Genomic DNA, 18,102 nt, shown 5'->3' on the forward strand with positions numbered 1-18,102 from the left:
GAAACGGTGATGACTCAAATCCCTCATCCCTACAACTTTGGGGACAAAGGGTACATCAGCCACGCTCTTCGAGAAAAGCTGTACGAAGAACACCAAGCCGCGTTCTGGACACCGTCTCGACACAATCAAAAGCACGGCCCATCCAAGGCATGGGAAGAATGGATCAGGAAAAAACGCAAAGTCATCGAGACGGTGTTTTCGATTCTCGTAGACCAATACCGGATCACCGACATTCGAGCGAATTCCATTGCCGGGTTTGAAGTGGCACTCGATGGCATCTTGTTGGCTTATTCCTTGGTCACACTAGGGCTGGTTGAGCGCTGACGCTCAACTAGCACCACGGGTTAATAAATACTAAAAGGAGGACTTTTCAATGGGTGTATTAGCTGCAGCAATCGCAATTGGCTTGGCTGCACTTGGTGCAGGTATTGGTAACGGTTTAATCGTATCTCGTACAGTAGAAGGAATCGCACGTCAGCCAGAGGCGCGCGGTATGCTTCAAACAACGATGTTTATCGGCGTTGCGTTAGTTGAAGCGATTCCGATTATTGCGGTTGTTATTGCGTTCATGGTTCAAGGGCGCTAATTTTTGTGCAGCGCTTGTTCATCAACGTAAAAATCGATAAGATAAACAAAGTCGTTCATGATGGCGAAGATCATTCCATGCGAACCTTCGCCATTCCTTTATGTTCATTTCATCAAAGATGACGATAGCAATGGCAACAGGCGGGAAAAATAGGTCTAGAGGGCGACTCTTGAAGAGGGAGTGAAACTTGTAATGACGAACTTTTTCATATTAGGAGCTGCTGGTCATGGGTTCAATGGCGGCGATATGTTATTCCAGCTAGTGATGTTTTTGCTATTATTGTTACTGCTCCGTAAATATGCGCTTGGTCCATTAATGGGCGTGATGAAACAGCGTGAAGAGCATATCGCAAACGAAATCGATCAAGCGGAAAAACATCGCCAAGAAGCGGAAAAGCTATTGGCAGAACAGCGCGAACTGATGAAACAATCCCGCCAAGAAGCACAGCAACTCATTGAAAACGCGCGCAAGCTTGCTGAGGAACAAAAAGAGCAGATTATCGCGTCTGCCCGTGCGGAAGCGGAGCGTTTAAAAGAAACAGCGAAAAAAGAAATCGAACGCGAAAAAGAGCAAGCGATGGCCGCGTTGCGCGAGCAAGTTGCTTCACTGTCCGTATTGATTGCTTCGAAAGTGATTGAAAAAGAGTTGACTGAACAAGATCAAGCGAAGTTGATTAGCGAGTACATTCAAGAGGTAGGAGAAGGTCGATGAATAAAGAAACGATAGCAAAGCGGTACGCGTTGGCTCTTTTTCAAATCGCCGTAGAAAAGCAGCTTCTTGAGCAATTGGAGGAAGAAATTCGTGCCGTTTGGCAAGCGCTTGCGGAAAATGATGAGTTTTTGTCGCTATTGACATATCCGAAGCTATCATTGGAAAAGAAAAAAGCGTTAATAAAGGAAACGTTCGCGGCGGTGTCAACGCCATTGCGAAATACATTGTTGCTTTTGTTGGAACGTCATCGCATTGATATCGTTCCAGAACTGGCGCAGCAGTTTATCGATTTGGTGAACGAAGCGCGCGGCGTCGCTGAGGCGATCGCATATTCGGCTCGTCCGTTAACGGAAGAAGAAAAGCGCGCACTTTCGGATGTGTTTGCGAAAAAAATGGGTAAAGCGACGCTTCGCATTGAGAATATCGTCGACCCAAGCTTAATCGGCGGCGTGAAGTTGCGCATCGGCAATCGCATTTATGACGGTAGCATCAGCGGAAAATTGAAACAAATTCAACGACAGCTTATCGGCTAAGATTTGAAGATAGGGGTGAAGTGAATGAGCATCAGAGCGGAAGAAATAAGCGCGCTCATTAAGCAGCAAATCGAAAATTACGAGTCGGAAATTCAAGTAAGCGATGTCGGCACGGTCATTCAAGTCGGTGACGGTATCGCGCGCGCCCATGGTTTGGATAACGTCATGGCAGGGGAGCTTGTCGAGTTTTCCAACGGCGTCATGGGAATGGCGTTAAACTTGGAAGAAAACAACGTCGGTATCGTTATTTTAGGTCCGTATACAGGAATTAAAGAAGGCGATGAAGTGCGCCGTACAGGCCGGATTATGGAAGTGCCTGTCGGGGAAGCGTTAATCGGCCGCGTCGTTAACCCGTTAGGACAGCCGGTCGACGGTTTAGGCCCAATCGAAACGACGGAAACTCGTCCAATTGAAAGCCGGGCGCCAGGCGTTATGGACCGGAAATCAGTTCATGAACCGCTGCAAACAGGAATTAAAGCGATTGACGCGTTGGTGCCGATTGGTCGCGGTCAGCGCGAGCTCATCATCGGAGACCGCCAAACAGGGAAAACATCGATCGCAATCGACACGATCATCAACCAAAAAGATCAAAATATGATTTGTATTTACGTCGCGATCGGGCAAAAAGAATCAACGGTTCGCTCGGTTGTCGAAACATTGCGGAAACACGGTGCGCTAGATTATACGATCGTTGTGACGGCATCCGCATCGCAGCCAGCGCCATTATTGTTCCTTGCGCCGTATGCGGGCGTGGCGATGGGTGAATATTTCATGTATAAAGGCCAGCACGTGCTTGTTGTTTACGACGATTTATCGAAACAAGCGGCGGCTTACCGCGAATTGTCGCTCTTGCTTCGCCGTCCGCCAGGCCGTGAAGCATATCCGGGGGATATCTTCTACTTGCACTCTCGCCTTTTAGAGCGCGCGGCAAAATTAAGCGATGCCAAAGGCGGCGGTTCGCTAACGGCGCTTCCGTTCGTGGAAACGCAAGCTGGCGACATTTCCGCTTACATTCCGACGAACGTCATCTCCATTACAGACGGACAAATTTTCTTGCAATCCGACTTGTTCTTCTCCGGCGTCCGTCCGGCGATCAACGCTGGTCTTTCTGTATCCCGCGTCGGTGGCGCGGCACAAATTAAAGCGATGAAAAAAGTATCTGGTACGCTTCGTCTGGACTTAGCGGCGTATCGTGAACTTGAAGCGTTCGCGCAGTTCGGTTCCGACCTTGATAAAGCGACGCAAGCGAAGCTCGCTCGCGGTGCCCGCACGGTGGAAGTGCTAAAACAAGATTTGCACGCGCCGATTCCGGTAGAAAAGCAAGTGGCGATCATTTACGCGCTCACCCGCGGTTTCTTGGACGACATTCCAGTTGAAGATATTCGCCGCTTTGAAAAAGAGTTCTTCATATGGCTCGATCAAAACGGTCAGCACTTGCTTGAACATATTCGCACAACAAAAGATCTTCCAAACGAAGAAGATTTCAACAAAGCGATCGAAGCGTTCAAGAAGACGTTTGTCGTTTCCCAATAAACGAGGGCGGAACAGAAGGATGACAGCTTCTGTTCCCCTCTATTCTTAGATTTCGTGCAGAAAAAAGGTGGTGAAACCTTTGGCGTCATTACGCGACATTAAGATGCGCATCAACGCGACGAAGAAAACGAGCCAAATTACAAAGGCGATGGAGATGGTTTCCGTTGCGAAATTAAACCAAGCGGAAATTAACGCGAAATCGTTTGTTCCATATATGGAGAAAATGCAAGAAGTCGTTGCGAACATCGCCCTTGGCGCCGGCAATGCGACACATCCGATGCTGGTGGCGCGCCCTGTCAAAAAGACGGGTTATTTAGTGATCACCTCTGACCGCGGCTTGGCGGGAGCGTATAACAGCAACGTTCTTCGCACTGTATACCAAACGATTCAACAACGCCATCAATCGCCGGATGAATATGCGATTATTGCTATTGGACGTATCGGTTTAAGCTTTTTCAAGAAAAGAAATTTCCCGGTCGTTTTAAATATTACCGGGTTGCCGGATCAGCCGTCTTTTGCCGATATTAAAGAAATTGCGAACAAGGCGGTCGGTTTGTTTATTGATGGCACGTTTGACGAGTTGTATATGTACTACAACCATTACATCAATACGATCCAACAAGAAGTGACGGAAAGAAAGCTATTGCCGTTAACGGATTTGGCCGATAACAAACAACGGACAACATATGAATTTGAACCTTCCCAAGAAGAAATTTTAGATGTGCTTTTGCCGCAATATGCTGAAAGCCTTATTTACGGCGCGCTGTTAGATGCGAAAGCGAGCGAACACGCGGCGCGGATGACGGCGATGAAAAACGCGACGGACAACGCGCACGAACTTATTCGTACGCTTACCCTTTCCTACAACCGCGCTCGTCAAGCGGCGATTACCCAAGAGATCACGGAAATCGTGGCGGGAGCAAACGCGTTGCAATAACGGTAGAACGGAAGCGGCAATGAAGTACTGATGTTCAACTAGCAAGTTAGGAGGGAAAACGATGACAAAAGGACGCGTTATTCAAGTTATGGGTCCGGTTGTAGACGTAAAGTTTGAGAACGGGCATCTTCCTGCGATCTACAACGCATTGAAAATTCAACATAAAGCGCGCAACGAAAACGAAGTCGACATTGACTTGACGTTGGAAGTAGCGCTTCACCTTGGCGACGATACGGTCCGGACGATCGCGATGGCGTCGACAGACGGGCTTATTCGCGGCATGGAAGTCATTGACACAGGTGCGCCAATTTCTGTTCCGGTCGGAGAGATCACCCTTGGTCGCGTATTCAACGTATTAGGAGAACCGATCGACATGCAAGGGGAAATTCCGGCTGATGCGCGCCGCGATCCAATCCATCGTCCAGCGCCAAAATTTGAAGAACTTGCAACAGAAGTGGAAATTTTGGAAACGGGAATTAAAGTCGTTGACTTGCTCGCTCCATACATTAAAGGTGGAAAAATCGGTCTATTCGGCGGTGCTGGTGTAGGGAAAACCGTTTTAATCCAAGAGTTGATTCATAACATCGCGCAAGAACACGGCGGTATTTCCGTATTCGCTGGCGTTGGGGAACGCACTCGTGAAGGAAACGACCTGTATCACGAAATGAAAGATTCCGGCGTTATCAGCAAAACTGCGATGGTATTCGGACAAATGAACGAGCCGCCTGGCGCACGGATGCGCGTCGCGTTGACAGGGTTAACGATGGCGGAATATTTCCGCGACGAGCAAGGACAAGACGTGTTGCTCTTTATCGACAACATTTTCCGTTTCACGCAAGCTGGTTCCGAAGTTTCGGCGCTATTAGGCCGTATGCCTTCTGCCGTAGGTTACCAACCGACGCTTGCGACAGAAATGGGTCAATTGCAAGAGCGGATTACTTCTACATCCACTGGTTCTATCACATCGATTCAGGCAATTTACGTACCGGCAGACGACTATACGGACCCAGCTCCGGCGACAACGTTCTCGCACTTGGACGCAACGACGAACCTCGAACGGAAACTTGCGGAAATGGGGATTTATCCGGCGGTGGATCCGCTCGCGTCCACATCACGTGCGCTTGCGCCTGAAATCGTCGGCGAAGAGCATTACCAAGTAGCGCGCAAAGTGCAACAAACGTTGCAACGCTATAGAGAATTGCAAGATATTATCGCGATTCTCGGTATGGATGAGCTATCCGATGAAGATAAGCTTGTTGTGCATCGCGCTCGTCGCATTCAATTCTTCTTATCGCAAAACTTCCACGTTGCCGAACAATTCACAGGCCAGCCTGGTTCATACGTGCCGATTAAAGAAACGGTACGCGGCTTCAAAGAAATTTTGGAAGGAAAATATGACCATCTGCCAGAAGATGCTTTCCGCTTAGTAGGGCGCATTGAAGAAGTTGTGGAAAAAGCGAAGCAAATGGGCGTAGAAGTTTAATTGAGGGACATAGGAGGATTTTGTGATGAAAACGATCAAAGTCAGTGTCGTTACTCCTGATGGCCCGGTATATGAAGCGGACGTAGAGATGGTGAGCACGAAAGCAAAAAGCGGAGAGCTTGGCATTTTGTCGGGGCATATTCCGCTTGTTGCTCCGCTTGAAATCAGCGCAGTCCGCCTGAAACAAGGCGGAAAAACAGAATATATCGCGGTCAGCGGCGGATTTTTGGAAGTCCGCCCTGACAAAGTGACGATTTTGGCACAAGCGGCGGAAAGAGCGGAAGACATTGATGTCGATCGCGCGAAAGCAGCGAAAGAACGCGCGGAACGACGTCTACAAAGCAAAGAGGATGATATCGACTTTAGACGTGCGGAATTGGCATTGAAACGTGCGATCAATCGCTTGAATGTAGCGAACATGAAATAAAAAGACGGGAGAATCCATTTTCTCCCGTCTTTTTTATTAGTTTTGTCACTATCGTTATAAGTAAAATTTGAGGTTCTGTCGACATTTCTGGATATAAATGTTATAATGATGCTGAATATAATTCAAAATTATAAGATATTTCAAAAAATAAGAACACGATGCAACAAAGGGGGCGAACGTCGCGTTGCTGAACGTGTACGTCAATAACTATGTGATCGTTTTTGTGTTTTTATGCATCGGCGTTTTACTTCCTGTTGGCGCATTAGCGATGGGACGTTTTTTACGGCCGCACGTTCCGGATGAGGCAAAGCAAACGACTTATGAAAGCGGTAACAATCCGTTCCATGATTCGCGCGTTCCATTTCAAGTCCATTACTACATGTTCGCACTGTTATTTGTCATTTTTGATGTGGAAACGGTGTTTTTGTATCCTTGGGCGGTCGCTTATGACAAGCTAGGATTATTTGCTTTCATAGAGATGTTTATTTTCGTGTTGATGCTCGTTCTTGGACTTGTCTACGCTTGGAAAAAGAAGGTGTTACGATGGATGTAAAATGGCTGGATGTGCCGGAAGGAGATGTGGAAGAGTTAAAGCGAAGTGTGTTTTTATCTACGCTTGAACAATTAAAGGCATGGGCCCGCAGCAATTCTCTCTGGCCGCTGACGTTCGGCCTTGCTTGCTGCGCCATCGAAATGATGGGAGTCGGCGGATCTCATTACGATTTAGACCGATTTGGTTCGTTTTTCCGCGCTTCGCCGCGCCAGTCTGATGTTATGATCGTCTCCGGCACGGTGACGAAAAAGATGGCGCCGCTCCTTCGCCGCTTATATGACCAAATGCCGGAACCGAAATGGGTGATCGCCATGGGGTCATGCGCAACGGCAGGAGGGCCGTATGTGAAATCGTACAGTGTCGTCAAAGGGGTCGACCAAATCGTGCCGGTGGATGTCTATATTCCTGGCTGCCCGCCGAACCCAGCCGCGTTAATTTACGGGATTAATAAGTTAAAAGAAAAAATCCGTTATGAAGCAAAGACGGGGAAGAAGGTGCTGTAATCGATGAGCGAAGAAAAAGATTTGCAGCAGCGGAAAAAAGAGGCGGCAGAACGGGCGAAACAGCTGGCGCGTGAACGGTTGGCGGCAAAGCGGGCCGCCGAACAAACTGAACAGCCGCTCGAAGACACGCAAGCGCAAGCCGAAGACGACTTAGCGCTTGCGAAGAAAAAAGCCGCGGAAGCAGCGCGGGCGAAAACGGCAGAGTTGCGGAAGCAAAGAGAAGAAGCAGCAGGCAAAAAAGACGCAGCCGAGGCCGCAGACGACATCGCACTAGCGAAGAAAAAAGCCGCGGAAGCAGCGCGGGCAAAAGCAGCGGAGTTGCGGAAACAAAGGGAAGAAGCTGCTGACAAGAAAGCTGCGGACGACATCGTACTTGCGAAGCAAAAAGCGCAAGAAGCGCAGCAAGTAGAAGACGAAAAACAAGAGACTTTAGAAGAAGATATCGCACTCGCGAAGAAAAAAGCGGCAGCGGCGGCAAAAGCAAGAGCTGCGGCGTTGGCGAAGCAAAAAGCAAAAGAAGCAGCGGGCGACGGAACGGAAGATGACCTTGCCAAACAAAAAGCGATCGCGGCAGCGAAGGCAAAGGCAGCAGCCGCTGCAAAAGCGAAAGCGGCGGCGCTGGCAAAACAACAAGCAAGCGGCACTGCCGGCGAAAGCGAAGACGATCTCGCAAAGGCGAAAGCAAAAGCAGTCGCGGCGGCAAAAGCGAAAGCCGCAGCGCTGGCAAAAGCAAAAGCCGCAGGAGGCTCGGGGAAATCGGCGGAAAAAGAAGAATTCCCGTCGCCAAATCAGCCGCTTCTTGATAAATACGTCAAAGTGATTCGCGAACATCTCGGCGAAGATGTGCTGGAAGATGCCTATATTAACCGTCTTGCCAAAGACGTTCCGACGTTGGTCGTGAAAAAGGATGCATATTATAAAGTCGCCGAGTTTTTGAAATATAATGAGCAGCTTCGCTTCGATTACTTGTCGGAGCTGCACGGGACCGATTTTCAAACACATATGGAAGTATACGTGCACTTATATTCTTATCAAAACCGCCAATCGGTCGCGCTCAAGGCGAAGATCGACCGCGACCATCCGGAAATCGCTTCGCTCGTTCCGCTTTGGCAAGGAGCAAATTGGCCGGAATGTGAGGCGTACGATCTGCTGGGCATCCGTTTTCAAGGGCATCCGAATTTAATCCGCATCTTTTTAGGAGAAAATTGGGTCGGCCATCCGCTTCGCAAAGATTACGAACCATACGACGTGGAGGTATAGCTCATGCTTCGAACAGAGGAAATGATTTTAAACGTGGGCCCGCAGCATCCGAGCACACATGGGGTGTTTCGCCTTATTTTAAAAATAGACGGGGAAAGAATTCAAGAAGCGACGCCGGTGATCGGCTACCTCCACCGCGGAACGGAAAAGTTGGCGGAAAGCTTGCAATATACGCAAATCATCCCGTATACGGACCGGATGGATTATTTATCAGCAATGACCAACAACTATGTCATTTGTCATGCGGTGGAAACGATGATGGGCATCGAAGTTCCGGAACGAGCGGAGTACTTGCGCGTTTTAGCGATGGAACTTGGCAGGATCGCCAGCCATCTCGTCTGGTGGGGGACGTATTTGCTCGACCTTGGCGCGACAAGCCCGTTTCTTTACGCGTTCCGCGAGCGGGAAATGATTATTAATCTATTAAATGAATTGTCAGGAGCGCGCCTGACGTTCAACTACATGCGCATCGGCGGCGTGAAATGGGACGCACCGGACGGATGGGTGGAAAAAGTGAAACGGTTTGTCCCGTATATGCGGGAAAAACTCGCCGGTTATCATGATCTTGTCACAGGCAACGAAATTTTCCTCCGCCGCGTTATTGGCGTTGGCAAATATACGAAAGAAGAAGCGATCAACTATTCGTTAAGCGGGGTGAACCTTCGCTGCACCGGCGTAAAACGGGATTTGCGCAAAGACGAGCCGTATTCGATTTATGACCGCTTTGATTTCGACGTTCCAGTGCGCGAAGACGGAGATTGCTTCGCCCGCTATGAATGTCGTTTGGCAGAAATCGAAGAATCATTGAAAATCATCGAACAGGCGTGTGAACAATTTCCAAAAGGCGGGGAAATTATGGAGAAAGTGCCGCGCATCATTAAAGCGCCGCCGGGAGAAACGTTTGTCCGCATTGAATCACCGCGCGGCGAAATCGGCTGCTACATCGCCAGCGATGGAAAGAAAGAGCCGTACCGCATCAAATTCCGCCGACCTTCATTTTACAATTTGCAAATACTCCCGAAACTGTTAAAAGGCGAAAATATTGCGAACGTGATTGCGATTCTTGGCTCGATTGATATTGTGCTCGGGGAGGTCGACGGGTGATGGAACGGCTGTTGAATTCTGATCCAAGCTGGACGAACCTCGCTGTCTTTTTCGGGCTTGGCGCCGCCTTGCTGCTTGTCGTTCTCGCCTTTGTGACATACGGCATTTTGGCGGAACGGAAAGTAATGGGATTTATGCAAGGCCGTTACGGCCCGAACCAAGTCGGGGGACGATGGGGGCTGTTGCAAACGGTCGCCGACGTGTTGAAGCTGCTTTTAAAAGAAGATACGATTCCGAAAGCCGCTGACCGGCCGCTGTTCATATTAGCGCCGATTCTCGCCTTTGCGCCGGCGTTTATGGTATTGGCGACGTTGCCGTTTACCGACGCGTTTCAATTTGCCGATATTGGGGTCGGTTTATTATATTACATCGCCGTGTCGGGGCTAACGACGATCGGCGTCGTTACCGGCGGCTGGGCGTCGAACAATAAGTATGCGCTCATCGGCGGGATGCGCGCGGCGGCGCAAATGATCTCATACGAAATTCCGCTTGTTATGTCTGTGCTCGGCGTCGTGTTGTTGGCAGGCAGCTTAAACTTAAACGATATTGTCGAAGCGCAAAAAAACGTATGGTATATTTTTATACAGCCAATCGCGTTCATCGTGTTTTTCATCGCCGCTGTCGCCGAGTTAAACCGTACTCCGTTCGATTTGCCGGAAGCGGAATCGGAACTTGTCGCCGGATTTCATGTCGAGTATTCCGGTTTCCGCTGGGCGTTCTTTATGCTTGCGGAATATGTATATCTTTTTGCTATAGCAGCGCTTACGACGGTATTATTTTTAGGTGGATGGCATCCGGTGATGTTTTTCGATTTCATTCCGGGAGCGGTTTGGTTTGCCCTGAAATTTAGCGTCGTTGTTTTCGTGCTCATTTGGTTTCGCGTCACGTTTCCACGCCTGCGAGCCGACCAGCTTATGGAATTAGGATGGAAAGTATTGCTTCCCGTGGCGCTGGCGAACGTTTTGGTTACCGCGTTGGTCAAAGAACTGTTTTTTTAATGAAATGGGGTGGCGTGCATGATCGGTTTAGCCAAAGGGTTGGCGTATACGTTGAAAAATTTAACTAAGGAAAAAGTAACGTACGACTATCCGAACGAACCGCTTCCGCTTCCGGATCGGTTTCGCGGCATCCAAAAATTTTACCCGGAAAAATGCATCGTTTGCAACCAATGCGCCAACATTTGTCCGACCGACTGTATTCAATTGACGGGAAAAAAGCATCCCGATCCGACGAAAAAAGGGAAGATCATCGATACGTACAGCATTAACTTTGAAATTTGCATTTTATGTGATCTTTGCACAGAGGTATGCCCGACGGAAGCGATCGTCATGACGAACAATTTTGAGCTGGCGGAATACAGCCGTGATGCCCTTTATAAAGATTTGGCGTGGCTTGATGAAAACGACACAAACATTCGAAAGGAGAATAAGCCGTGAGCGGAGAGTATCTCGCCTTTTTGGCGCTCGCTCTTGTCGCGATCATCGGCGGCGTGCTGATGCTGAATTTGTCGAAAGTCGTTCATATGGTGATCGCGCTTGTGTTTACGTTCATTAGCATCGCCGGGCTTTACGTGCTGTTATCGGCGGAGTTTGTCGCCGCTGTGCAAGTGTTGATTTACTCTGGCGCCATTACGATTATCATGCTATTTGGCATTATGTTGACGCGCCATCGCGAGGAAGATAAAGAAAAAACGACAACGGGGGGATTTTGGCGAAAAGCGCTGACCGCCATCTCCGTTTTTGCCTTTGGCGCTGCCGTTTATCTCGGCGTTTATCAGCTTGATTTTGGCGAGAACGCCGCGCGCCTCCATGAAAAAAACGCGGAGCAAATCGGCACCGCGCTATATTCTCATTATATCATTCCGTTTGAAATTATCTCGGTTATTTTGCTTGTTGCGCTTGTCGGCGCGATTATATTAGCGAAAAAAGATGACGGGGAGGCACAGAAAAAATGAGTTCCGTTCCATTATCCGCGTATCTCGTGCTGGCGCTCATCTTGTTTTGCATCGGGCTGTACGGCGCGCTGACAAAACGAAACATCGTCGTTGTGCTCATTTGCATCGAATTAATGCTGAATGCCGTTAATATTAATTTAGTCGCTTTTGCGAAATACGGGGCGCATCCCGGCGTTGCTGGACAAATTTTCGCCTTGTTTACCATCGCTGTCGCGGCTGCCGAAGCGGCGGTCGGGCTTGCGGTTTTAATGGCGCTTTATCGCAACCGCAAAACCGTTCATATCGATGAGATCGATTCGATGAAGCATTAAGGTATAGGATGGAAAATGAAAAGAGCTTTCACAAAAAGCTCTTCATAAAAAGGGGATTGTGATACGATGATGGAAATGGCTTGGATCGTGCCGCTTTTTCCGCTGTTTTCCTTTTTCCTGTTGCTGCTTGCAGGCAAAAAAATGAAAGAAGCGAGCGCTTACGTCGGCATGTTGGCGACGTTCGTTTCTTTCCTTGTCGCCAGCGCTGTGCTGGCCGATCGCGTTGGAGGGTCGACTTACAAAGCCGAACAAGTATGGCTTGCGATCGGCAGCGCGAAATTGACCGTTGGTTTTGAAGTGACGGCGCTAAATGCGTGGATGCTCGTCATTGTGTCTCTCGTCAGCTTTCTAGTACATATGTACGCGAAAGGGTATATGCAAGGTGATGAGCGATTCTCCGTTTTTTACGCGTATTTGGGGCTGTTCACTTTCGCGATGCTCGGCCTTGTCATTTCGCCGAACTTATTGCAGACATACATGTTTTGGGAACTTGTCGGTCTCGGTTCGTTTCTCTTAATCGGATTTTATTTCTATAAAGAAGAGGCGAAAGCGGCGGCGAAAAAAGCGTTTATTATGACGCGCGTCGGCGATGTCGGCTTTTTTATCGGCATGATTCTATTATTCTTGCAAGTCGGCAGTTTCGAATATAGTGATATTTTCAAAGCGGTGCAAGACGGAACGCTTTCACAGCCGATGGTGACGTTAACGGCGATTCTCATTTTCGTGGGAGCGGTCGGGAAATCCGGCCAGTTTCCGCTCCATACGTGGCTTCCAGACGCGATGGAAGGCCCAACGCCGGTTTCAGCGCTTATCCACGCTGCGACGATGGTGGCTGCGGGGGTTTATTTAGTAGCCGCGTTGTTCCCGTTGTATGAAGCGAGCGAAACGGCGCTGCTGACGGTCGCGGTTGTCGGAGGGTTCACGGCGATTTTCGCCGCGTCCATCGCCCTTGTGCAAACAGATATAAAGCGCGTGCTTGCCTATTCGACGGTGAGCCAGCTCGGCTACATGATGCTTGCGCTCGGTTCGGGCAGCGATGTCGCGGCGATATTTCATTTAACGACGCACGCATTCTTTAAAGCGCTCTTGTTTTTAGCGGCGGGAAGCGTCATCCATGCCGTCGGTACGCAGGACATTGAAAAGATGGGCGGGCTTTGGCGAAAAATGCCGCTTACCGCAGCGCTGTTTTTGGTCGGGGCGTTAGCGATCAGCGGGGTTCCGCTCTTATCGGGCTTTTTTAGCAAAGACGAAATTTTCGCTGCCGCTTGGATGCACGGGCATGGCGTCTTATTCTGGATCGCGGTCGTCGCTTCGTTTTTCACTGCGTTTTACATGTTCCGCCTCTTTTTCCTCGTCTTTGGCGGCGAGGAGCGGCATGGTGCGAAAGATGTTCATGAATCGCCGGCGGTCATGACGCTGCCGATGCTTGTCTTGGCCGTGCTTTCCGTTGCCGCCGGGTACATTCATACCCCTTGGTTTGGGACGTTTCTTGGCGATTGGCTGACAGACGGCGGTTACGCCCATGAAAAAACGCCAAGCTGGATGATGATTGTTGCTGCGATTGTTTCCTTGCTCGGCATTTTCCTTGCGTGGCTGATGTACGGAAAGCGCTCGCTCGCGCGGGATTGGCTCAGTTCGCGCGCTCCGCTTACGTACAACGTGTTGTTGAACAAATATTACATCGATGAGTTTTATGCATGGACGGTTGGCTACGTTGCGAATGCCATCAGCCGATTATTCTATTATGTCGATCGTTTTGTCATCGAAGGGATCGCAAGTTTGATCACGGCGACAGTAAACGCGGCCGCGTCGCTTGGGTCGCGCATGCAAAACGGGCAAGTGCAGACGTACGGCGCGGTGACATTTATCGGTCTTGCGCTTCTCGTCGCCATTCTCGCGTTTACAGGGGGGTACTTATAATGAATGGGCCGTATTTTCTCTCGCTTCTCGTTTTCTCCCCGTTGCTCGGCATTCTCTTGCTTGCGTTTACGCCAAAGACGCAAGAGCGGACGATGAAATGGCTTGGCTTTTTATCGACGCTGCCATCGCTCATTTTATCGCTATTTGCTTTTTTTCAATATTTGCGGGGCTATCGCCTCGAGCATTTGGCGGAAAAGCGCGATTGGATTCGTTTCGCCGATTTTCCGTTTTTGACGGAATCCACGTTTGTTGTTCGCTACGAGTTGAATATCGACGGACTTTCGCTTGTTATGATCGTGCTTGCGTCGCTGTTGGCGGCGCTTGCCGCGATCGCTTCCATTCATATAAAAAAAGAGTGGAAAGGTTATTTTATGCTGTTTCTCCTGTTAGAAATCGGCATGCTTGGCGTATTTGCGGCGGGAAATATGGTGTTGTTCTTTATCTTTTTGGAAGTTACTCTCGTTGCAATGTTCTTTTTAATTGGAAAATGGGGCGGTTTTGCACGGGAGCGCGCCGCATACAGCTACTTGCTTTACAACGGGGTCGGGTCGGCGATTTTGCTTATTGTTATTGCCGTTTTGTTCGCCCGCGCCGGGACGTCGAATATGGAGCTGTTGAAAGAAATGCTTCATAACCCAGCGGCTAGGGCGCAGCTCATCGCACCGATCCCGGACGGTTTGCGCTTATCGCTGTTTATCGCTTTATTGATCGCATTTGGGATTAAGCTGCCGATCGTTCCGTTTCATCGTTGGATTTTGCGCGTGCACGTACAAGCGCCGCCAGCGGTTGTCATGCTGCACGCCGGCGTGTTGTTGAAAATTGGGGCGTACGGTTTGATTCGGTTCGGCATCGGCCTATTCCCTGACCAATTCCGTGATTTCTCGTTTTTGATTGCGATTTTAGGGATTGTCAACTTATTGTACGGGGCGTTTTTAGCGTTCATCCAAGACGACTTTAAAATGGTGCTTGCGTACTCGAGCGTTTCTCATATGGGAATTGTGCTGATCGGATTGGGGGCGCTCAATGAAGCGGGAATGCAAGGCGCGATTTTTCAAACCGTCTCCCATGGATTTATTTCGGCGCTATTGTTCCTGCTCGTCGGTATTTTATATGAACGAACGAACACGACGGAACTCGACCGCCTAGGAGGACTGGCGAAGGCGATGCCGCTGACGGCAGGGAGCTTATTGGCAGGGGCGATGGCGTCGCTCGGATTGCCGGGAATGTCGGGGTTTGTGAGCGAATTTACCGCGTTTTTCGGGCTGTTTCAAACCGCGCCGATCGTCGCGGCGATTGGCACGCTCGGCATTATTATGACCGCTGTTTACTTGCTGCGCGCCGTATTGAACATGACGTTTGGCGCCTCCAAGAGCGGCGCTGCGCAAGCGCTCGATATGAGCGTGACGGAAGCCGTTCCGGTGTTCGTATTGCTTGCGTTGATCATCATGGTCGGGGTATACCCGCGTATTTTGGCGGAGCCATTGCAAGCGGCGATTAAAATGATGATGAATGGGTTAGGAGCGTGAGAGACATGAGCATGCACACGTTACTGCGATACGAATGGGGCGTGATGACGCCGGAGTTCATTATTATTGGAACAGCGCTCATTCTCTCGCTTGTCGACTTGTTGATGCCAGATGACAAAGACCGCCGTCCGCTTGCATGGATCGCCTTTGTCGGAGTTGCCATTGCTTTTGTCGCGACAATCGGGCTCATTCCGGCGGAAACGACGTCGATTTTGCACGATACGTTTCGCTTGGACGCGTTCGGCAAAGCCTTTAAGCTACTTTTATTAGCGGGAGGAGCGCTTTCGCTGTTGCTTGCGTTTGATTATCGCCCGAAAGAAGGATTGAAACACCGCGGCGAATTTTCCTATTTAATGCTGTGCGCGCTGCTTGGGGCGATGATCGTGACATCGAGCGGCGACTTGATCACTTTATTTGTCGGGCTGGAGTTATTGTCGATTTCCTCATACATCTTGGTGGGGTTGCGGAAAACGTCGGTGCAGGCGAATGAAGCGGCGCTGAAATATGTCATTAACGGCGGTATTTCGACGGCGATGACGCTGTTTGGGATGAGCTATATTTTTGGCTTAACAGGCACGACGAATATAAAGGAAATCGCTGTGGAAGCGCAGAAGCTGACCGATGGCGAATATCAGTATATTTTGGCGCTCGCGTTCTTGCTGCTTTTTGTCGGTTTAGCGTTTAAAATTTCGACCGTTCCGTTCCATATGTGGACGCCGGACGTCTATCAAGGAGCGCCGACTCCAGTGACCGCGTTTTTAAGTGTCGTTTCCAAAACGGCAGGCTTTGCCATCGTCTTGCGGCTGTTGATCACGATTTTTGCCGCGGCGCCGGCGCGAGGAAAAGATACGTCGTCGATGTTATTGTCGATGCAAGATTATATCGCCTTTTTAGCCGGCGCGACGATGATCGTCGGGAATATCGTTGCCTTAAAGCAGCGGAGCATGAAGCGGCTGTTGGCGTATTCGAGCATTGCCCACGCCGGGTACGTTCTTGTCGGGTTCGCCGCGATGTCATGGGTGATGATCGATTCGATTTGGTTTTATTTGCTGGCGTATTTGCTGATGAATTTTGGCGCGTTTGCGATATTGCAGCGAATGTCTGATGAAGCCGATTCTGACGATATCAGCCGCTTCGCCGGCCTTTATCAGCGGAGCCCGCTTCTTGCTGTCGCGATGGGAGTTTTCTTGCTGTCGCTTGCTGGCATTCCCGGTACGGCCGGTTTTATTGCGAAATGGAACATTTTCCTCGGGGCGCTCATGACGGAGCCGGGCCACTATGTGCTTGCGGCGGTGATGATCGCCACAACGGTTATATCGTATGTATACTATTTCGGCATTTTTGTGCAAATCTTTTTCCGTCCCGCCGCTGAAACGTCATCGTTGAGACTGCCGATCGGATTGACGCTCATCGTCGTCGTTTGCGCGCTTGGAACGCTGCTGTTCGGCGTCGTTCCAGGGCTGGCTTATCATTTTCTCGGACAATTCGAGCATTTTGGCGATTTTCTTCAATAACGTTACAATAAGGGAGGAGGATTTCCTCCTTCTTCTATTTGTAAATGGATCGCAACATATCACTGCGAATCAAAAGAAAGGAGCGAAAAACGATGATGCCCATGTTAGGCCAGCAAGCGTTAGTCAGCATCATTGTCCATCTCGTGTTTATCGCGATTACATGGTGGACGCTGCAAGGAGTACGCCTTGAAGCGATATTAAGGCCAAACCGCGTATTTCAAGGACGGCTGCTTTACATTTTATTAACGATCATGATCGGTTCGACGGTCGCCAACTTTTTTCTCGACTATCTATCATGGTCAAAACAGCTTCCGTTTCTGTTTGGCGGCGAGTAATGCCATATTACTCGCTTTTTCCGCGTTTTATAGAAAGCGTTTTCATTTTTGTTTTTGTCGATTTTTTTTATGTATGTTCACTTCCAATCTGGCAACAATAACAGTGAAGGAGAGGAAGTGAAACGGATATGAAAAAACAAGCGTATCCATTTATTTTTTTATTGGCGTTATTATTTATGATCGTTGGAACGTGCCGATATTCACCCGGAGAAGCGGCGGGGAACGAGTCGCTCCGGCCATTGCGAACGATCGCGCGCGTTCTGCAAAACAATGGAATCGAGCCGAAACAATGGATCGTTTACACAAGAGAGTATTCCCAGCAAATTCAAAATGATGCGGCCTTTTTTCAAAAGCTAGATGAACTAAAGAGGGAAAATCGCGCCTTTCGCTGGTCTTTCGAGGCAAGCCACCATGTGAAAAAAGCAACGGGCATATATAAACGCCCCTTTTTTCAAGAAAAAATTCAACTTATTATGACCGCCACAAAAGACAAGCCCCAAACGTATATCCTCTATGAAGTCAAAGGACTAAATTGGAGCGAAAAAATATGGGAAAAAGCGACTAAAGAGATAGAGAAAAAATCGAATCAATTATTTGTGAAGCAGCCTACATTTTTCACTTGTATGAATGGCGAATTCAGTGGTAATATGAAAGGTGGTTTGTTCCATAATGCTTTACATCTTTTACGTGAATTTCAAGCAACGCCAGTCGAGTCATTACAGGAAGAGTCACTCGTTTCCTTGTCTGCATATACTGAGCAGTGGGACAGCGTTCTTCCAACCAACGATCATCCAATGAACATTCAACTTGCATTGCGAGAAAGATTGGGCGGGAAGACCTCGATCGTCGTAGGAACCCCAATCATTACGATTGAATATTAATATAGAGAAATTGGACGCGGAGGGGAATACC

Annotated in this window: 21 protein-coding genes; all 21 read left to right on the forward strand. The window is 49.2% G+C overall.

Going from position 1 to position 18,102, the window contains the following annotated elements; translation table 11 throughout:
* Nucleotides 1–324 (forward strand): transposase (locus BM278_RS10350; RefSeq protein ID WP_143093437.1); only part of this gene is annotated, 324 nt, incomplete at its 5' end.
* A 49-nt stretch (nucleotides 325–373) separates the two neighbouring features.
* A complete protein-coding gene (atpE, locus tag BM278_RS10355; RefSeq protein WP_003253662.1) occupies nucleotides 374–586 on the forward strand; it encodes a F0F1 ATP synthase subunit C in 213 nt (70 codons plus the stop codon).
* Nucleotides 587–778: 192 nt separating this feature from the next.
* Nucleotides 779–1,297 (forward strand): F0F1 ATP synthase subunit B, encoded by a 519-nt coding sequence (atpF, locus tag BM278_RS10360; RefSeq protein ID WP_090949493.1) that lies wholly within the window; start codon nucleotides 779–781, stop codon nucleotides 1,295–1,297.
* Entirely contained in the window at nucleotides 1,294–1,830 is a 537-nt protein-coding gene (locus tag BM278_RS10365; RefSeq protein ID WP_090949494.1) for a F0F1 ATP synthase subunit delta, read from the forward strand. Before atpF ends, BM278_RS10365 begins: the two co-directional genes overlap by 4 nt.
* Nucleotides 1,831–1,854: 24 nt before the next feature.
* On the forward strand, nucleotides 1,855–3,363 hold the full coding sequence (gene atpA, locus BM278_RS10370) for a F0F1 ATP synthase subunit alpha (RefSeq protein WP_090949496.1): 1,509 nt from the start codon (nucleotides 1,855–1,857) through the stop codon (nucleotides 3,361–3,363).
* A gap of 79 nt (nucleotides 3,364–3,442) precedes the next feature.
* Nucleotides 3,443–4,300: a F0F1 ATP synthase subunit gamma gene (locus BM278_RS10375; RefSeq protein WP_090949498.1), complete on the forward strand. Its 858-nt coding sequence runs from the start codon at nucleotides 3,443–3,445 to the stop codon at nucleotides 4,298–4,300.
* Nucleotides 4,301–4,361: 61 nt separating this feature from the next.
* Entirely contained in the window at nucleotides 4,362–5,783 is a 1,422-nt protein-coding gene (gene atpD, locus BM278_RS10380) for a F0F1 ATP synthase subunit beta (protein WP_090949500.1), read from the forward strand.
* Nucleotides 5,784–5,808: 25 nt separating this feature from the next.
* Nucleotides 5,809–6,210 (forward strand): F0F1 ATP synthase subunit epsilon, encoded by a 402-nt coding sequence (locus tag BM278_RS10385; protein ID WP_090949501.1) that lies wholly within the window; start codon nucleotides 5,809–5,811, stop codon nucleotides 6,208–6,210.
* 184 nt (nucleotides 6,211–6,394) lie between these two features.
* Complete coding sequence (locus tag BM278_RS10390) at nucleotides 6,395–6,763, forward strand: NADH-quinone oxidoreductase subunit A (protein WP_090949502.1); 369 nt, start codon at nucleotides 6,395–6,397, stop codon at nucleotides 6,761–6,763.
* Nucleotides 6,754–7,266 (forward strand): NuoB/complex I 20 kDa subunit family protein, encoded by a 513-nt coding sequence (locus BM278_RS10395; RefSeq protein WP_143093438.1) that lies wholly within the window; start codon nucleotides 6,754–6,756, stop codon nucleotides 7,264–7,266. The genes BM278_RS10390 and BM278_RS10395 overlap by 10 nt, the downstream gene beginning before the upstream one ends.
* A 3-nt stretch (nucleotides 7,267–7,269) precedes the next feature.
* Entirely contained in the window at nucleotides 7,270–8,526 is a 1,257-nt protein-coding gene (locus BM278_RS10400; protein ID WP_090949507.1) for an NADH-quinone oxidoreductase subunit C, read from the forward strand.
* A gap of 3 nt (nucleotides 8,527–8,529) precedes the next feature.
* Nucleotides 8,530–9,630, forward strand: a complete 1,101-nt coding sequence (locus tag BM278_RS10405) for an NADH-quinone oxidoreductase subunit D (RefSeq protein ID WP_090949509.1) — start codon at nucleotides 8,530–8,532, stop codon at nucleotides 9,628–9,630.
* Nucleotides 9,627–10,628: an NADH-quinone oxidoreductase subunit NuoH gene (nuoH, locus tag BM278_RS10410; protein ID WP_090949511.1), complete on the forward strand. Its 1,002-nt coding sequence runs from the start codon at nucleotides 9,627–9,629 to the stop codon at nucleotides 10,626–10,628. The genes BM278_RS10405 and nuoH overlap by 4 nt, the downstream gene beginning before the upstream one ends.
* An 18-nt stretch (nucleotides 10,629–10,646) precedes the next feature.
* Nucleotides 10,647–11,066, forward strand: coding sequence for an NADH-quinone oxidoreductase subunit NuoI (gene nuoI, locus BM278_RS10415; protein WP_090949512.1), 420 nt, complete (start codon nucleotides 10,647–10,649; stop codon nucleotides 11,064–11,066).
* On the forward strand, nucleotides 11,063–11,584 hold the full coding sequence (locus tag BM278_RS10420; RefSeq protein ID WP_090949514.1) for an NADH-quinone oxidoreductase subunit J: 522 nt from the start codon (nucleotides 11,063–11,065) through the stop codon (nucleotides 11,582–11,584). Before nuoI ends, BM278_RS10420 begins: the two co-directional genes overlap by 4 nt.
* Nucleotides 11,581–11,895: an NADH-quinone oxidoreductase subunit NuoK gene (nuoK, locus tag BM278_RS10425; RefSeq protein ID WP_090949516.1), complete on the forward strand. Its 315-nt coding sequence runs from the start codon at nucleotides 11,581–11,583 to the stop codon at nucleotides 11,893–11,895. Before BM278_RS10420 ends, nuoK begins: the two co-directional genes overlap by 4 nt.
* Before the next feature lie 66 nt (nucleotides 11,896–11,961).
* A complete protein-coding gene (nuoL, locus tag BM278_RS10430; RefSeq protein ID WP_090949518.1) occupies nucleotides 11,962–13,815 on the forward strand; it encodes an NADH-quinone oxidoreductase subunit L in 1,854 nt (617 codons plus the stop codon).
* On the forward strand, nucleotides 13,815–15,341 hold the full coding sequence (locus tag BM278_RS10435) for an NADH-quinone oxidoreductase subunit M (RefSeq protein WP_090949520.1): 1,527 nt from the start codon (nucleotides 13,815–13,817) through the stop codon (nucleotides 15,339–15,341). The genes nuoL and BM278_RS10435 overlap by 1 nt, the downstream gene beginning before the upstream one ends.
* 5 nt (nucleotides 15,342–15,346) lie before the next feature.
* Nucleotides 15,347–16,855, forward strand: coding sequence for an NADH-quinone oxidoreductase subunit NuoN (nuoN, locus tag BM278_RS10440; protein WP_090949521.1), 1,509 nt, complete (start codon nucleotides 15,347–15,349; stop codon nucleotides 16,853–16,855).
* 92 nt (nucleotides 16,856–16,947) lie between these two features.
* Nucleotides 16,948–17,190: a DUF1146 family protein gene (locus BM278_RS10445; protein WP_064552771.1), complete on the forward strand. Its 243-nt coding sequence runs from the start codon at nucleotides 16,948–16,950 to the stop codon at nucleotides 17,188–17,190.
* Between the two features lie 128 nt (nucleotides 17,191–17,318).
* Nucleotides 17,319–18,071 carry a YwmB family TATA-box binding protein gene (locus BM278_RS10450; protein ID WP_090949523.1) on the forward strand — a complete coding sequence of 251 codons (753 nt, stop codon included), beginning with the start codon at nucleotides 17,319–17,321 and terminating at the stop codon, nucleotides 18,069–18,071.
* The last annotated feature ends 31 nt before the right edge of the window (nucleotides 18,072–18,102 follow it).

The sequence above is a fragment of the Parageobacillus thermantarcticus genome (genome assembly GCF_900111865.1).
GTDB lineage: Bacteria > Bacillota > Bacilli > Bacillales > Anoxybacillaceae > Parageobacillus > Parageobacillus thermantarcticus.

Excerpts from the sequence above, each read along its gene's own strand:
- atpE (WP_003253662.1), top strand. The coding sequence starts at position 374 with ATGGGTGTATTAGCTGCAGCAATCGCAATTGGCTTGGCTGCACTTGGT.
- atpF (WP_090949493.1), top strand. The coding sequence starts at position 779 with ATGACGAACTTTTTCATATTAGGAGCTGCTGGTCATGGGTTCAATGGC.
- BM278_RS10365 (WP_090949494.1), top strand. The coding sequence starts at position 1,294 with ATGAATAAAGAAACGATAGCAAAGCGGTACGCGTTGGCTCTTTTTCAA.
- atpA (WP_090949496.1), top strand. The coding sequence starts at position 1,855 with ATGAGCATCAGAGCGGAAGAAATAAGCGCGCTCATTAAGCAGCAAATC.
- atpD (WP_090949500.1), top strand. The coding sequence starts at position 4,362 with ATGACAAAAGGACGCGTTATTCAAGTTATGGGTCCGGTTGTAGACGTA.
- BM278_RS10385 (WP_090949501.1), top strand. The coding sequence starts at position 5,809 with ATGAAAACGATCAAAGTCAGTGTCGTTACTCCTGATGGCCCGGTATAT.
- BM278_RS10395 (WP_143093438.1), top strand. The coding sequence starts at position 6,754 with ATGGATGTAAAATGGCTGGATGTGCCGGAAGGAGATGTGGAAGAGTTA.
- BM278_RS10400 (WP_090949507.1), top strand. The coding sequence starts at position 7,270 with ATGAGCGAAGAAAAAGATTTGCAGCAGCGGAAAAAAGAGGCGGCAGAA.
- BM278_RS10405 (WP_090949509.1), top strand. The coding sequence starts at position 8,530 with ATGCTTCGAACAGAGGAAATGATTTTAAACGTGGGCCCGCAGCATCCG.
- nuoI (WP_090949512.1), top strand. The coding sequence starts at position 10,647 with ATGATCGGTTTAGCCAAAGGGTTGGCGTATACGTTGAAAAATTTAACT.
- nuoK (WP_090949516.1), top strand. The coding sequence starts at position 11,581 with ATGAGTTCCGTTCCATTATCCGCGTATCTCGTGCTGGCGCTCATCTTG.
- nuoL (WP_090949518.1), top strand. The coding sequence starts at position 11,962 with ATGATGGAAATGGCTTGGATCGTGCCGCTTTTTCCGCTGTTTTCCTTT.
- BM278_RS10435 (WP_090949520.1), top strand. The coding sequence starts at position 13,815 with ATGAATGGGCCGTATTTTCTCTCGCTTCTCGTTTTCTCCCCGTTGCTC.
- nuoN (WP_090949521.1), top strand. The coding sequence starts at position 15,347 with ATGAGCATGCACACGTTACTGCGATACGAATGGGGCGTGATGACGCCG.
- BM278_RS10445 (WP_064552771.1), top strand. The coding sequence starts at position 16,948 with ATGATGCCCATGTTAGGCCAGCAAGCGTTAGTCAGCATCATTGTCCAT.
- BM278_RS10450 (WP_090949523.1), top strand. The coding sequence starts at position 17,319 with ATGAAAAAACAAGCGTATCCATTTATTTTTTTATTGGCGTTATTATTT.